Genomic DNA, 13997 nt, shown 5'->3' on the forward strand with positions numbered 1-13997 from the left:
GTATGAAAAAACTTCTCTTTTTTGTTCTTTTATCTCACTTTTGCATGGCTCAAGATGAAGCCGCAATCATTAAGAATGCTAATTGGGAAACTACGAAGTTGGGAAGAAAGTTTTATTGGAAACAAATACATTTTAAGCAAAAAGAGCTTTTTAGTAGCAATCAGTCTATTAATGTTTTGGAGATTTCGCTCAATAATAAAAAAGTAAAGTTTGGTTTTGCGTCCGTAGACTCGATGAAAACCGACCCACAAATCAAGCGTTCATTACAAAAAACGAGTAAAATAGCCGCCGATTTAGGAGCAGTTGCTGCAGTGAATGCTGGCTTTTTTGATATGAAAAATGGTGGAGCGGTTGATTTTCTGAAAATTGGCGGAACAGTAGTAGATACAACTCGAATATCAAATGTTGCTCGTCTGCCTTTTCATTCTATTTCGGGTGTAATTATCGAAAATAATAAGGTAAGCATCATCAAAGGAGAGCAAAAAGCGGGTTGGGAGAAAAACCTAACGCAAGAAAATGTTTTATTGACTGGACCTTTGTTAATGTATAATGGCGGAATGGAAGAGTTGGCTAAAACCCCTTTCAATGATAATCGTCATCCTCGTACGTGTGCTTGTGTAACAAATGATAAAAAATTGTTGTTGATTACCGTAGATGGGCGTTCTGCTGAGTCTTTTGGTATGACTTTAGCTGAATTAAGTACATTGGCAAAGGCTTTGAATTGTAAAGAAGCTATTAATTTTGATGGTGGTGGCTCAACAACCATGTATATCAAAGGCCAACCCGAAAGTGGTGTGGTGAATTATCCATCAGACAATAAATTGTTTGACCATGCTGGCGAACGCCCTGTTAGTAATATTTTTTATATAAAAAGACGATAGTCCACAGACGACTGTCCATAGTTAAAAGTCATAATTTTCACGAAACTATCGACCATAGTCTGCGGACTATGGACAAAAAATGCAACAAGTACAATATAAATACCGTCCCGAAAACCTTACTATTTCAGAACCGAATAAGTACAAACCCGAAGATTTATATTCGGAAGAAATGGTACTGAATCTTGGTCCACAGCACCCATCTACACACGGAGTTTTGCGTTTGGAAGTGCTTACTGATGGAGAGATTGTGGTTGATGTTGTATCTCATTTGGGCTATTTACACCGTTGTTTTGAGAAGCACGCCGAAAGTTTACCATTCAATCAAATTATTCCTTACGTTGATAGAATGGATTATGTGGCGGCCATGAATTCGGAGTTGGCGTATGTGATGGGGATTGAAAAAATGCTCGGAATTGATAAGGATTTGCCAAAAAGAGTTGAATATATCAGAGTTTTGGTGGCTGAATTAAACCGTTTGGCTTCTCATTTTATTGCCATTGGTACGTATGCACTCGATATTGGTGCAGCAACGCCGTTTCTTTGGATTTTCCGTGACCGTGAGCATATTATGCGTATGCTCGAATGGCTTTGCGGTGCCCGAATGCTCTATAATTATGTTTGGGTAGGAGGATTGTTCTATGATTTGCCAGTTGGTTTTGAAGAACGTTGCCGAGAATTTATTGATTATTTGAAGCCAAAACTCATTGAATTACAACAGCTTGTCATCGAAAATCATATTTTTATTAATCGTACGGCAAATATTGGCGTTTTGCCTTTGCCTATGGCTATCAATTATGGTTGTACAGGACCAGTTTTGCGTGGTTCGGGACTAAAATGGGATTTACGGAAAGTTGATGCCTATTCGGTTTATGGTGAAATTGAGTTTGATATTCCAGTCGGGAAAGGTGAAATGGGAAAAGTAGGGGATTGCTGGGATAGAAACAATGTACGTGTTCAAGAATGTTGGGAATCGGTGAAAATTATTGAGCAATGTCTGGAAAAACTGACTAAAGCACATAAGCGAACCACTGATTTCGATCCACAAGCACTCGTTCCTAAGAAAATTCGCCCTCCAAAAATGGATTTTTATTGTCGTGCTGAGAATCCAAAAGGAGAATTGGGCTTCTTTTTCCGTACCGATGGACGTTCGGATATTCCGACGAGAGTCAAAGCTCGTGCTTGTTCGTTCAATAATTTGTCAGTTCTGCCCGAATTATCCCGTGGTGGCATGATTGCCGATTTAGTAGCTGTTATTGGTTCGCTCGATGTTGTGATGGGAGAGGTGGATAGATAGGAGAAGTTTGCAAAACTTCTGTGCCAAATTGGGAAGTGGTTTTATGAAGCTTTACTTTTAATACTTTTTATAAGTAAAATAAATACTATTTTTTTAAGAAACTATTCTTCTTTAGCTTGGTTTAACTTAGATCACTTTCCTGCGAATAACATCAATCGCAGCGGCAATAAACTTAATTTTTTTGGTCGAATTCATGATTTTTATTTCTTCCCAAAGATTAGTTTCGCCATCTAGAAACTTGAAGATTTGTGAAGCGGGGTTTCGTTCGTACAGGCGTGCAAAAACTTCGGCAGCGGGAAGTCTTTTTTGTTCGAGAACATTCAATAAAACACTTGCGTAAAAGAAAAAACGTTTCTGAAACCATGAAGTTTTTATTTGTGGTGAACCTGTTTTTTCCAGTTGTGTTACGAGTGCTTTTAAGCGTTTTTGAGTATTTTGAAAAGTATAACCTGTAGCAGGATTTGTGTAACCGCCGGCAGTACCGATTCTGACAACGTGCTCGCTCGGAAATTCATTTGTGGCCTCATCAGACATCGGAATTATTCCAAACTCATCTTCAATTACTTCATAGTCAGCTATTTGTAATTTTTCAGAAATGTATTTTTTAAGTTCAGCATCATATTCTTTTTCTTCTAATGATCTCTCTGTAAAAAGTGTATATTCAACAATAGCGGTGTGTTCATCAAAAGGCAAAACGTACATAAAACGACATTCATTATATTGTTCTATGCCAAAATCCATCATTTCGGGTAGGGTAGGGTCGAAGACTGCTTTTTCCGAACGGATAACTAAACCCTTGAAATGTTGTAGTAAATTATGATTTTTTGGAATATTTAGCTTGAGTTTGTAGGTACTATCAAATACAAAATCAGCTTTATAGGTCTGCCCAGTTGCTGTTTTTACAGTCGCATATTCATTAGTATCTTCGATATTGATTACTGACTCCTTGATAAATTGAATATTTGGAGATTTGCTAAGTTCGGCCGTTATAAAATTATAAAAATCTATTCCTCGAAGAAGTTTGTATTGGTAGTTTCCAATATCAAGTTTCTGAATTTTGTTGGAAGCATCTCGGAAATTAACGGCATTCCATTTTTTGTATAAAATATCCTCGAAAGTGCCTTTTTTCGACTCCCAAAAAGCCCAAGTACGGTCATTTTTATTTTTTTCTTGAGGTTCGATTATCAAAATGGAAGAATGACCTAACTGGCTATTTTGTAAATAATACGCCAACGAAAGTCCCGCCATTCCTCCTCCACAGATAATAAAATCCCAGTTGTTAGTTTTCACTTGAGTTAGGTTTTGCTAAAAATAAAAAATCCATAAGATAAATTGCAGCTTATCTTATGGAAGAACAAATTTATTTAAAATATGTTTTTGAACATTTTCTTTTACACATGTACGTGTCTTTCAGCATGATAACTTGAACGAACCAACGGCCCTGACTCAACATATTTCAATCCACGACGTAAGCCTTCTTCACGATACATTGCAAACGTATCTGGATGAATAAATTCAATTACTTCGTGGTGCATTTTTGTTGGTTGAAGGTATTGTCCAAGTGTAAGAATATCCAAACCGTTTTCGGCTAAATCGTCCATTGCTTTGAAAACTTCATCCTGCGTTTCACCCAAACCAAGCATAATACCCGATTTTGTACGTTGACCGTACTCTTTTGTTCTACGGATTTGCTCTAAACTACGTGCATATTTTGCTTGCGGACGCACATTTCGGTACAAACGCTCAACTGTTTCCATATTGTGCGAAACTACTTCTTGTCCTGCCGAAATCATACGGTAGAGGGCTTCCCAATTACTTTTTGTATCAGGAATAAGTGTTTCGATGGTAGTTTTCGGAGAAACTTCCTTCACCGCCCTTACGGTCTGATACCAAATTTCGGCACCTTTATCTTTTAATTCATCACGATTCACCGATGTAAGTACAGCGTGTTTCACTTGCATCAATTGAATAGCCTCGGCCACACGGCGTGGCTCATCGGTATCATATTCATTGGGGCGGCCGGTAGCCACGGCACAGAATGTACAGCTACGAGTACAGACATTTCCCAAAATCATAAAAGTGGCGGTTCCTTCGCCCCAACATTCACCCATATTCGGGCAATTTCCCGATTGGCATATGGTATGTAATTTATATTCATCAACTAAGCTACGTACTTTTTTATAGTTTTCGCCAATAGGAAGTTTTACTCTCAACCAATCTGGGCGACGAGTACGTTGTTCGGTACTTACAACGGGTAATTCTATCATTATTTTACGGAAGTTTTACTGAACTTGTCTTGCTAATTTTTCTTTTAACAAAACAAGAAGAATTTGTTACTGCAAAGGTAAGGCATTAAACCTTTAGAGGAGTTATTTTTTTTGTTTTCTATTTCCAAAATATACTGTCAGAAATCCTGCTGTATAAAATTGTGAGTTTTGAGATAATTGGCTCGACATAATTTCGGGTTTGCGACTAAATGCTTCAGCTGTAAGACCGATTTCAAATCCTGTGAGGCTGTTACCAAAAGTATTCATATCTATATTAGCTGCAATTTTTAGGTGAGCTCCCGGATTGATACTCATTCCTTTAAAGAAATCTTGCCATATACCAGCCGAACCTTGAATACGTGCCAATTCTTTGTGTATATTGGGGTCAAACTGAACAACTTCAATTTGTCCTCGACCTGTACGATCATATTTGATATAATATGGCTTTTGTATGCCAATAGTAGGCCCTCCGGCTACGATTAAACTGATCCCAATGCCATCTTCTCCATTTTTTTTGAAGTATACAATCTCTCTACCATACTGCGGACGCACCGAAAAAAGGTAATTGGTTTTTCCGTAAATAAATCGGTTAGCAATACTGGTTGGCTCCGATTTTTCTTTGGGATGTTTTATATTTACAGCTTCAATAGCAATATAACGATGTAACGGATGCCCCGTTTTTGTACCAATCGCACTCGAATGACGCACAACTACACCTCCCAATAGACCGGAATTGGTATTAGTTGTGGCTCCATAGGCAAGCATTTTATAATCTTCACTTGTTTTTTTAGGAGCGGTTGAAGATGATTTACGCTGTGCCATGGTACTGAGCGAGCAAAGTACAAAAAATATGCTTAGAAATCGGACAATCACAGAAGCCATTGTTTTATTCGGGATTTATAATATAAATATAAACGTATTTTTTTATAAAAACATCACTTATGTAACCAAATAAATTAAATGAATGTTCTTTATTTTTGAAAAATAGTGTTTTTTGACTTATTTCGGGCAACATTTAATCAAAAATTAACCAATAAACCAAAGAAAATGGCGACCTCGAAAATAGTTTATCTCGGCGATTTGCGTACACAGGCTACCCACCTGCAATCAGACGAATCAATAATTACTGATGCTCCAGTTGATAATAACGGGAAAGGAGAGGCGTTTTCGCCGACTGATTTGGCCGCAACCTCTCTCGGAAGTTGTGCAATGACAATTATGGGAATAATGGCTAAGCGTGAAGGGATTGATTTTACTGGCTCAGAAATAGCAATAACGAAAATAATGTCAGCCGAACCACCTCGAAAAATTGCGAAAGTTATTGTTGATTTTACTATGAAAACCCCAGAGGCACTTACAGAAGAAGTTCAAGCAAAATATGTTCGTGCAGCACATACTTGCCCTGTATCGTTGAGCTTACACCCTGATGTAGAACAAGTTTTTAATTTTGAATGGGTTATTGCTTAAGATAATTAATGGTAAATGATGTGTTTTAGCAAACATCATTTACCATTATATTTTTAGATATGATTCACGATTTCATCAAATCGAATATCGAAGTGCGAAGCATCGTAAACTGATTGTCCATTTTTAATGATTAAAATCTGGGGTGATTCGTGTTCAACGCCAAATTCTTGGGCAATTTTATTTGAAATCGGACGAAGTTTTAATAAATCAAGATAATAGGGTTTTAAATCTTTGGCAACTTCATCTTTCCACGAACGTTCTAATCTTGATAAGGCAGTAGCACTGATTGAACAAGTTGTGCTGTGCTTGAGAATCATAACTGGCTGATTATATGATTCTTGCTTAATTTCTTCTAACTGATTCTCTTCTGTAAGGTTATTCCAATTCATCTATTTAAGACTGGGTTTGTTCTCTTTCAAAACATCTCTAAGGTATAGAAAGTTTCTTTTGAACAATACTTTTATAGATAAATAACGAAGTTTTAAAAATTCAGAAAACTGAGTAATACGATGGTTGTTAAGTAATAACTTAATGCTATTTTGTATATATTGTTTGATACTTTTTTCTTGCTTTCTGTTTTGGTTATTGTAAGCCAAACCAACTGCTATCATGAAATACACGGTAGCACTTAATGTGTATTGAATAATGTATAGAGAAAGGATTTTATTTTGATAAACAAAAAAGTTGTAACAGTACAACATATCTTTGACTAATATGAGACTTACTCCCACAGCAACCCACCAATAACTTTTACCTTTCACTTGACGAAACAAACCGTGCGAAATCAAAATCATTTCCTGAATAGCATAAAAAATCAAAAGGAAATAATGTATATCTGGGAGTATAGGAATGAGGACTGTTCCAAAAAAAATAAAGATAATTGACACAGGCACAAGGATTTTAGGTAAATCTTTAAGCTTTTCCGAATAAATACGAGTACCTTCTTGCCTAAAAATAATAATTAATATCATGTGCATAAGGAGCGTCATTGATATTTGAAGTGTTTCTCCGATTTGCCCGCCAAATAATATAAAGGAGTCAGAAAAAGAGCCAACCAGGTATGTTGTATAGACTGCAATATCAATGGCAGTTATTTGCCAGTGACGCTTAAAACCATACCAGATACCAATCATTGGTAGAATAAAAATATGTCCTATTGTAACAAGAACAGGAGTATTATTAGACAAACCAAAGATTGTTAATCCAATAAGTATGGCTATTAGCAATGCTATCAGGTTATTTATATTCATTAAAATTGTTAAGTCTTTCAAATTAGCTACAAATATTAAAAAAAAAATGTAATTCCACCGACTTAGTTACTTTTATTTTATGAATGGCATTATTTTTGACAAGACAAGGTTGTAATATTCTACCCCAAACCGTATTTCAAAATCAAGAGATTAGTATGAAACATTTGTCAAAACAATTACAGTTTATTAATGATGTATATAATCATGCAACAGATATTGGTGTGATTAGACTAAAAGCTCGGAAAGACGAATATTCAAATAGGGTTATTCATATTGAAGAGAAACCTCTTGTGAATTTTGCAACAAATAATTTTTTAGGATTTGAGACTGACCCACGTGTAAAAGAAGCTGCCATTGACGGAATAAATCGCTATGGAGTATTTACCTCTGTGTCGAGAACATACTTTTCGTATGAACATTATTTGGAGTTAGAGGATAAGCTGGAAAAAATATTTGGATTACCCGTGTTTATATCAAATAATACTTCATTGGGGCATTTTTCGTATTTACCAATTATTATAGGTAAAAACGATGCTATCATAACCGACCAATTCTTGCACGCGAGTGTACAAGTAGCAGTGCAGTATATGAAAGGCGGTGGTGTGTATAATGAAATGATTCGTCATAATAAAATGGATGATTTGGAGGCCAGAATAAAGGTTTTAAGCGAATCTTATGATAGAGTTTGGTATTTAGCAGATAGTGTGTATTCAATGCACGGCGATGTGGCTCCGATGAAAGATATTGAAGTATTGTTAAATACTTATGATAAATTTCATGTATATATCGATGATGCTCATGGCATGAGTTGGATTGGTGAAAATGGCAAAGGATATTGTTTTCATAGTATTCCTAAACACGAAAAATTATATGCAATTTGTGCATTAAACAAGGGCTTTGGCGGAACAAGTGCCGCTTTGGTGTTTCCCAATAAAGAAACCAAAGAGTTAGTACATAATTGTGGCTTTCCTGTAATATTTTCATCTCCAACAATGCACGCAGGAGTTACCGCAGCTTCTAAGATTGCCGATATTCATTTATCTGTAGAAATTTATGAAAAACAGATAATGCTCAGCGAGCGTATCGAGTATTTTAATAGAAGAGCGAAGGAGTTAAATTTACCATTAGCAAATAAATGCCATACACCTATTTTTTATTTGGGTTTAGGTAGTTTGGAGGAGGTTTTTCGTTTTTCAAAACATCTACAGTCGAGAGGGTTTTTAATGAATGTTGCCTCAGCTCCGAGCGTTCCTATGAATCAATCTGGATTAAGATTCATCTTGGGTTTGCACCAAACCATTGATGATATCGAAAATTTGCTTTGTGAAATTGCTCAGTTTATGGAAGATTTAGAAAAAACAGGGCAATTTAATCGTGAAAATATCATGAAAGTATTCAGAAGAGCAGAACGAAAAAGAGAGTTGATTTAAAGGATTTTACATATTAATGAGTAAGCGTTTATCAGAAAATAAACGCTTTTTTTGTGTTTTTTTAAGAAATGTTGCTTGAAATTTGTACATTTTTGTTACCTTTATTCTTGAAAATTAATAAAATACATTTTCTGCAACAACCCTAAAATAAACCAAAGAAACTCCAAATTAATTGATGAGCCTTAATACTGATAATATCCGTCTTGTATTTGGACTAAAACTTAAACAATTGCGACTCGATAAAGGAATGTCCCTTACTGAACTGGCTCAAAAGTCAGGTCTTTCGATGTCGTACATTAATGAAATTGAAAAAGGAAAAAAATATCCAAAATCTGATAAAATAGTGGCTTTGGCTGAAGCCATGGGTGTAGATTATGACACGCTTGTTTCGCTGAAACTCAATAAAAAATTAGAACCAATTTCAGAACTCTTGCGGTCAAATTTCTTGACTGAACTTCCTTTTGAAATTTTTGGGATTTCGCCCGCCGATTTACTCGAATTGCTCTCTGATGCCCCAACCAAGCTGAGTGCATTCATTAGCACGATTATCGAAATTGGGCGTAGTTATAATATGTCAGTCGAGCAGTTTTATTTTGCGGTGCTTCGTTCGTACCAAGAAATGCACGATAACTATTTTCCCGAGATAGAAGAAGTGGTCGATCGATTTTTAGCCGAACATAAAATATCGCCAGAACAACAGGTAGATGAATACTTTTTATCTAATTTACTCATTGATAAATATGGGTTTACAATTAAGTATTTTGATGAAGAAGATTATCCCGATATTGTGAATATTCGTTCAGTGTTTTTACCTAAAACGAATACTTTACTTATCAATAAACGAATCACATCCGATCAAAGAGCATTTACTTTAGGACGAGAATTAGGGTTTTTATACATGAAAATCAAAGAACGCCCTTACACATCTTCATGGGTAGAGGTAAAATCATTTGATTCGGTACTCAACAATTTTAATGCGTCGTATTTTGCTGGGGCCATTCTGATTCGAAAAGAAAAGCTGATTGAAAAATTAGAAAAACTCTTCAATCAAGAAACCTGGAATAACAAGACCTTGATTGAATTGGCTGATTATTTTCAAGCAACTCCCGAAACACTTTACCACAGAATTAGTAATGTGCTACCAAAATATTTTGGTATTGATGGCATATTCTTTTTGCGTTTCGAGTCACCTTCGGGGCATAAAGATTATCATCTAACCAAGGAAATGCACTTAGCAAAAAGACATAACCCACACGAAACACAAAAAGAACATTATTGTCGTCGGTGGATTTCACTCAATATTTTAGATGAAATGTCCAACATACAGCAGTCTAATAAATATAAAGAACCGCTTGTGGGTGTGCAGATTTCAAACTATGTCGATTCCGAAAATCAATATTTTGTGATGTCGATGGCTCGTCCGCTCAATATTATTTCACATCTAAACATCAGTGTTACGATGGGTTTTGAGCTGAATGATAACCTAAGAAGTAAATTTAAGTTTTTGGCCGACCCTAAAATTCCTGTAAGAGAGGTAAATCAAACTTGCGAGCGTTGCAGCTTATTCAATTGCAAAGAAAGAGTGGCCGCCCCAGTAATTTTACAGAAAAAACGCCAACTCGAAAACATGAAAGCTGCTCTTAAATCAATGGGAGCTTGATGATTTTTGAGTTCGAAGTTAAGAATTTAGCTTTGCAGCGAAAAACTAATCAGAACTCAGTATTTCAAACGCAGAACTATCTGTAATTTTCAAGAAAAAAAGTAGTTTTTATATACTAAATTTTGTCATTTTAAAGTTTAATAAGCGAACCATAGATTTTTTGACCTTATATGTTACAAACCATTTTGCTTCAAGTTGACTCTACCGCTACGGCAGCAAGTGCTGAATCAATTAATTATTTGAGCCTTCTTCTCAAAGGAGGGGTGGTTATCTATCCAATTTTAATTCTATTATTTGTTACGATATTTTTTATGATAGAACGCTTTTTGTTCATAAGAAATGCATCGAACATGGATTTTGGGTTTTTAAGGTCATTAAAAGATAATATTTTAAGAGGCGATTTACGAACAGCAACAACCCTTTGTAAAAGTACAAATTTGCCTATCGCAAGAATTTTGGAAAAAGGAATTACCCGCATAGGCCGCCCGGTGAAAGACATTGAAAGTGCGATGGAAATTCAAGCGAATTTGGAAGTATCGAAAATGGAAAAAAATATGGGGTATCTTGGATTGATTGCGGGGGTTGCTCCAATTTTGGGCTTTGTGGGTACAATCTTGGGTATAATTCGTATTTTCTATGATATTGGTACAACAGGAAATTTCACTATCGAAATCATTGCCAATGGTTTGTATGAAAAAATGATTTCTTCGTGTTCGGGTTTGGTGGTAGGTTTAATTGCCTACATTGGTTATCATGGTATCAATATGATGATTGATAAATTCGGTATTCAGTTGCAAGCAACCGTTATGGATTTTCTTGATACTTTGAATGAGCCAGTGAGATAATCCGCAGTCAATAGTTGCTTGTGAGCGGTATTCTGTACCATAGAAACTAAGACTGAGTCTATTTATTTTTGAATTCTTTTATAAATCTATTGGCGGTAAAGAGCTATCGTCCGTCGTCTATTGACCATCGTCTAAAATATGAAATTAAAAAGACAAAGAAGATTTGTAGCTGAGGTATCAACATCATCATTGAATGACATCATGTTCTTCTTGTTGTTGTTCTTCTTGATTATTTCAACACTCGGAAATCCGAATGTGATAAAGTTATTGTTACCAAAATCTTCAAAATCAACGCATGACGTAAGCAAGCAGCCAGTTTCGCTGACAATTACGAAGGATAAAGTATATTATATCAACTCAACGCCGATTCCGTTTCCGCAGTTAGAAGAGCGTCTGATTGCTGCTGTGCAAGGCATGGAAGAGCCAACGGTAGTGTTGAGGGCTGAAAGTTCGCTGACTGTTCAAGATTTAGTAGATGCGATGTCGCTCGGGGCGAAACTCAAAATAAGAATGGTTTTAGCTACTGAACTAAGTAAGTAGCTATCTTTTACACTAAACAAAAACGCTCAAATAGTTTCCGAACTGTTTGAGCGTTTTTGTTTGCTATTGTTGTAGATATTTAGTTCAAGTAAATACCATCTTCTTCAATTCTGATGATTCGCTGACGATATAAAGCCCCAGCTGCCTTTTTGAAAGTTTTTTTACTCATTTCAAGCTGATACATCACATAATTGGCATCGCTTTTATCAGTCAAATCTAAGAAACCATTATTAGCTTTTAGTTTTTCTAAGATTCGTTCGGCATTGGGTTCTACGTTGGCATATCCTTGTTTTTGAAGGCTCAAATCAATGCGTTTGTCATCTCTAATATTCTTTACATAAGCTTTGGTTCGTGTACCTACCTTTATTCTCTGAAAAATTTCATTTTCGTAGATTAAACCTTTGTATCGGTTATTAATGATGGCATTCATGCCTAAATCTGTTTCTTCAAATACTAAAATATCTACTTCTTGCCCGATGGTTAAATCAATATTTTCTTTCTCGAAAAAACGATTTACTTTGCAGGAAGCAGCCAGACGGTCGGTGTCTTCATCTATGTAAAGATACACCACATACCATTTGTCAACTTCCATTTTTTTGTTTTGCTCTCTAAACGGCACAAACAAATCTTTTTCGAGCCCCCAATCGAGGAAAGCCCCCACTTGTGTAACAGCTTTTACTTGTAAGTAAGCAAATTCGTTAAGTTGGATTTTGGGTTCGAGGGTGGTGGCAATAATTCTATCTTCCGAATCTCGGTAAATAAATACCTCAATATCATCACCCACGATTGCATCTTCGGGGATATATTTCTTTGGCAGCAATACATCATTTCCTTCGGCATCGCCCAAAAACATTCCTACGCCTGTACCACGTAAAATTCTTAACGTATTTTTAACTCCTAAATCGAGCATCTTTTTTATTAATAATTGAAAATGAGTAATTAAAAATGAAAATGAATAATTGAGAATTTCTACATCATAACTCTCAAATTTTAATTCTACATTTTCAATTAGTTTAAGCTAATTCTAATTCGTCAACTCGTGTGCGGGTATGGTCTAAGAAATTTCTGATACGGCCGGTGGCTGTTTCTAACTCCTCGGATGATGCCAAGAATACAATTCTGAAATGGTCAGGTTTTATGTAATTAAAGCCAGTGCCCGACACAACCAATACTTTTTGTTCGCACAATAAATCGAAAGTAAATTGTTCATCGTCTTTGAACGAAAACTTTCTCAAATCTATTTTCGGGAAAAGATACAAAGCTCCCTTAGGTTTTACACACGTAACCCCAGGAATATCAGTTATTTTATAATGAACTAAGTCTCGTTGTTTGCATAAACGCCCAGTTGGTGCAACTAAATCGTTGATACTTTGATAGCCACCAAGAGCGGTTTGTATGGCATATTGAGCTGGTACGTTTGCACATAAGCGTAAACTCGCCAAGAGTGTAAAGCCTTCTACAAATGACTTTGCTCGGTGGGTAGCACCACTCAAAATTACCCAACCTCCGCGGAAACCTGTTGCACGATAATTTTTCGATAAACCACCGTAGGTCATTACAAAAACATCATCGCTCAAAGATGCCATTGGAATGTGTTTTGCCCCATCGAAAAGGATTTTATCATAGATTTCATCGGCAAAAACTATCAGATTGTGCTCGGCCGCTATTTTTATGATTCCTTCCAAAATATCTTTATCATATACCGCTCCAGTTGGATTGTTTGGGTTAATGACGACAATTCCTTTGGTTTTGCGAGTGATTTTTCGACGAATATCATCTAAATCTGGATTCCAATCCGATTCTTCATCGCAGATATAATGTACGGGTTTTCCGCCAGAAAGTGCCACTGAAGTTGTCCAGAGTGGATAATCAGGTGAAGGAATCAGAATTTCGTCTCCTTCGTTTAGTAATGCCTGCATGGTCATTACGATTAATTCACTTACACCGTTTCCTATGAAAATATCATCAATCGTAACTCCGTGAATACCAATCTGTTGCGTATAGTGCATGATGGCCTTTCGAGCAGCAAAAATACCGAGATGATGCACATAACCTTGTGCATTTCTGATATTCATAATCATGTCGTGAACTATCTCGTCAGGAACATCAAAGCCAAACGGGGCTGGGTTTCCGATGTTCAGATTGATAATTTTTTGTCCCATGGCTTCGAGTTGTTGTGCTTTCTCGAAAACGGGTCCACGAATGGCATAACTCAAATTATTGAGACGATTACTTTTATTGATATTGTTTTGCATCTTCAAAAGGAATAATTTCTACGCAAAATTAGTCAAAAATCGTGCTTTATTTTGCTTTTTACGAATAAAAATAAGAAAGGCCCCGCTCAAAGCGAAGCCTTCCTGCAA

The 13997-nt window shown here is 36.1% G+C and carries 14 protein-coding genes; 7 read left to right on the top strand and 7 right to left on the bottom strand.

The genetic code is table 11. The features are described 5' to 3' along the window. Positions 1 to 2: 2 nt before the first annotated feature. Positions 3 to 881 carry a phosphodiester glycosidase family protein gene (locus ACOVO2_RS01085; protein ID WP_421768194.1) on the top strand — a complete coding sequence of 293 codons (879 nt, stop codon included), beginning with the start codon at positions 3 to 5 and terminating at the stop codon, positions 879 to 881. A 79-nt stretch (positions 882 to 960) separates the two neighbouring features. Next, on the top strand, positions 961 to 2175 hold the full coding sequence (locus ACOVO2_RS01090) for an NADH-quinone oxidoreductase subunit D (protein ID WP_421768195.1): 1215 nt from the start codon (positions 961 to 963) through the stop codon (positions 2173 to 2175). A 126-nt stretch (positions 2176 to 2301) separates the two neighbouring features. Here ACOVO2_RS01090 and ACOVO2_RS01095 read toward each other — a convergent pair whose 3' ends face one another. From ACOVO2_RS01095 to ACOVO2_RS01105, 3 genes are all read right to left on the bottom strand, one after another. Next, complete coding sequence (locus tag ACOVO2_RS01095) at positions 2302 to 3465, bottom strand: lycopene cyclase family protein (RefSeq protein ID WP_421768196.1); 1164 nt, start codon at positions 3463 to 3465, stop codon at positions 2302 to 2304. Positions 3466 to 3566: 101 nt separating this feature from the next. Next, a complete protein-coding gene (gene lipA, locus ACOVO2_RS01100; protein ID WP_421768197.1) occupies positions 3567 to 4442 on the bottom strand; it encodes a lipoyl synthase in 876 nt (291 codons plus the stop codon). A gap of 102 nt (positions 4443 to 4544) precedes the next feature. Then, a complete protein-coding gene (locus ACOVO2_RS01105; RefSeq protein ID WP_421768198.1) occupies positions 4545 to 5264 on the bottom strand; it encodes a hypothetical protein in 720 nt (239 codons plus the stop codon). Between the two features lie 225 nt (positions 5265 to 5489). Here ACOVO2_RS01105 and ACOVO2_RS01110 point away from each other — a divergent pair, with 225 nt between their 5' ends. Next, on the top strand, positions 5490 to 5909 hold the full coding sequence (locus ACOVO2_RS01110; protein WP_421768199.1) for an OsmC family protein: 420 nt from the start codon (positions 5490 to 5492) through the stop codon (positions 5907 to 5909). A gap of 53 nt (positions 5910 to 5962) precedes the next feature. Here the strand turns inward: ACOVO2_RS01110 and ytxJ are convergent, their stop codons facing one another. Both ytxJ and ACOVO2_RS01120 read right to left on the bottom strand, forming a co-directional pair. Further along, positions 5963 to 6298, bottom strand: a complete 336-nt coding sequence (ytxJ, locus tag ACOVO2_RS01115; RefSeq protein WP_421768200.1) for a bacillithiol system redox-active protein YtxJ — start codon at positions 6296 to 6298, stop codon at positions 5963 to 5965. Then, on the bottom strand, positions 6299 to 7159 hold the full coding sequence (locus ACOVO2_RS01120; protein ID WP_421768201.1) for a hypothetical protein: 861 nt from the start codon (positions 7157 to 7159) through the stop codon (positions 6299 to 6301). Between the two features lie 155 nt (positions 7160 to 7314). Between ACOVO2_RS01120 and ACOVO2_RS01125 the strand changes: the two genes are divergently transcribed. The 4 genes from ACOVO2_RS01125 (at position 7315) to ACOVO2_RS01140 (ending at position 11634) form a co-directional block, all read left to right on the top strand. Further along, positions 7315 to 8589 carry an aminotransferase class I/II-fold pyridoxal phosphate-dependent enzyme gene (locus ACOVO2_RS01125; RefSeq protein WP_421768202.1) on the top strand — a complete coding sequence of 425 codons (1275 nt, stop codon included), beginning with the start codon at positions 7315 to 7317 and terminating at the stop codon, positions 8587 to 8589. A gap of 175 nt (positions 8590 to 8764) precedes the next feature. After that, positions 8765 to 10249 (top strand): helix-turn-helix domain-containing protein, encoded by a 1485-nt coding sequence (locus ACOVO2_RS01130; protein ID WP_421768203.1) that lies wholly within the window; start codon positions 8765 to 8767, stop codon positions 10247 to 10249. A gap of 170 nt (positions 10250 to 10419) precedes the next feature. Beyond that, the gene (locus ACOVO2_RS01135) at positions 10420 to 11094 is read left to right on the top strand and encodes a MotA/TolQ/ExbB proton channel family protein (RefSeq protein WP_421768204.1); all 675 of its coding nucleotides are present in this window, start codon (positions 10420 to 10422) and stop codon (positions 11092 to 11094) included. A gap of 138 nt (positions 11095 to 11232) precedes the next feature. Beyond that, positions 11233 to 11634 (top strand): ExbD/TolR family protein, encoded by a 402-nt coding sequence (locus tag ACOVO2_RS01140; RefSeq protein WP_421768205.1) that lies wholly within the window; start codon positions 11233 to 11235, stop codon positions 11632 to 11634. A 79-nt stretch (positions 11635 to 11713) separates the two neighbouring features. Here ACOVO2_RS01140 and ACOVO2_RS01145 read toward each other — a convergent pair whose 3' ends face one another. Further along, positions 11714 to 12544 (bottom strand): S1 RNA-binding domain-containing protein, encoded by an 831-nt coding sequence (locus tag ACOVO2_RS01145; protein WP_421768206.1) that lies wholly within the window; start codon positions 12542 to 12544, stop codon positions 11714 to 11716. 103 nt (positions 12545 to 12647) lie between these two features. Beyond that, positions 12648 to 13889 carry a pyridoxal phosphate-dependent aminotransferase gene (locus ACOVO2_RS01150; RefSeq protein ID WP_421768207.1) on the bottom strand — a complete coding sequence of 414 codons (1242 nt, stop codon included), beginning with the start codon at positions 13887 to 13889 and terminating at the stop codon, positions 12648 to 12650. Positions 13890 to 13997 lie beyond the last annotated feature (108 nt).

This window comes from Emticicia sp. (assembly GCF_049241225.1).
Classification (GTDB): Bacteria; Bacteroidota; Bacteroidia; order Cytophagales; family Spirosomataceae; genus Emticicia.

Excerpts from the sequence above, each read along its gene's own strand:
- ACOVO2_RS01140 (WP_421768205.1), top strand. The coding sequence starts at position 11,233 with ATGAAATTAAAAAGACAAAGAAGATTTGTAGCTGAGGTATCAACATCA.
- ACOVO2_RS01135 (WP_421768204.1), top strand. The coding sequence starts at position 10,420 with ATGTTACAAACCATTTTGCTTCAAGTTGACTCTACCGCTACGGCAGCA.
- ACOVO2_RS01105 (WP_421768198.1), bottom strand. The coding sequence starts at position 5,264 with ATGGCACAGCGTAAATCATCTTCAACCGCTCCTAAAAAAACAAGTGAA.
- lipA (WP_421768197.1), bottom strand. The coding sequence starts at position 4,442 with ATGATAGAATTACCCGTTGTAAGTACCGAACAACGTACTCGTCGCCCA.
- ACOVO2_RS01150 (WP_421768207.1), bottom strand. The coding sequence starts at position 13,889 with ATGCAAAACAATATCAATAAAAGTAATCGTCTCAATAATTTGAGTTAT.
- ACOVO2_RS01120 (WP_421768201.1), bottom strand. The coding sequence starts at position 7,159 with ATGAATATAAATAACCTGATAGCATTGCTAATAGCCATACTTATTGGA.
- ACOVO2_RS01145 (WP_421768206.1), bottom strand. The coding sequence starts at position 12,544 with ATGCTCGATTTAGGAGTTAAAAATACGTTAAGAATTTTACGTGGTACA.
- ACOVO2_RS01110 (WP_421768199.1), top strand. The coding sequence starts at position 5,490 with ATGGCGACCTCGAAAATAGTTTATCTCGGCGATTTGCGTACACAGGCT.
- ACOVO2_RS01090 (WP_421768195.1), top strand. The coding sequence starts at position 961 with ATGCAACAAGTACAATATAAATACCGTCCCGAAAACCTTACTATTTCA.
- ACOVO2_RS01085 (WP_421768194.1), top strand. The coding sequence starts at position 3 with ATGAAAAAACTTCTCTTTTTTGTTCTTTTATCTCACTTTTGCATGGCT.
- ACOVO2_RS01125 (WP_421768202.1), top strand. The coding sequence starts at position 7,315 with ATGAAACATTTGTCAAAACAATTACAGTTTATTAATGATGTATATAAT.
- ACOVO2_RS01130 (WP_421768203.1), top strand. The coding sequence starts at position 8,765 with ATGAGCCTTAATACTGATAATATCCGTCTTGTATTTGGACTAAAACTT.
- ytxJ (WP_421768200.1), bottom strand. The coding sequence starts at position 6,298 with ATGAATTGGAATAACCTTACAGAAGAGAATCAGTTAGAAGAAATTAAG.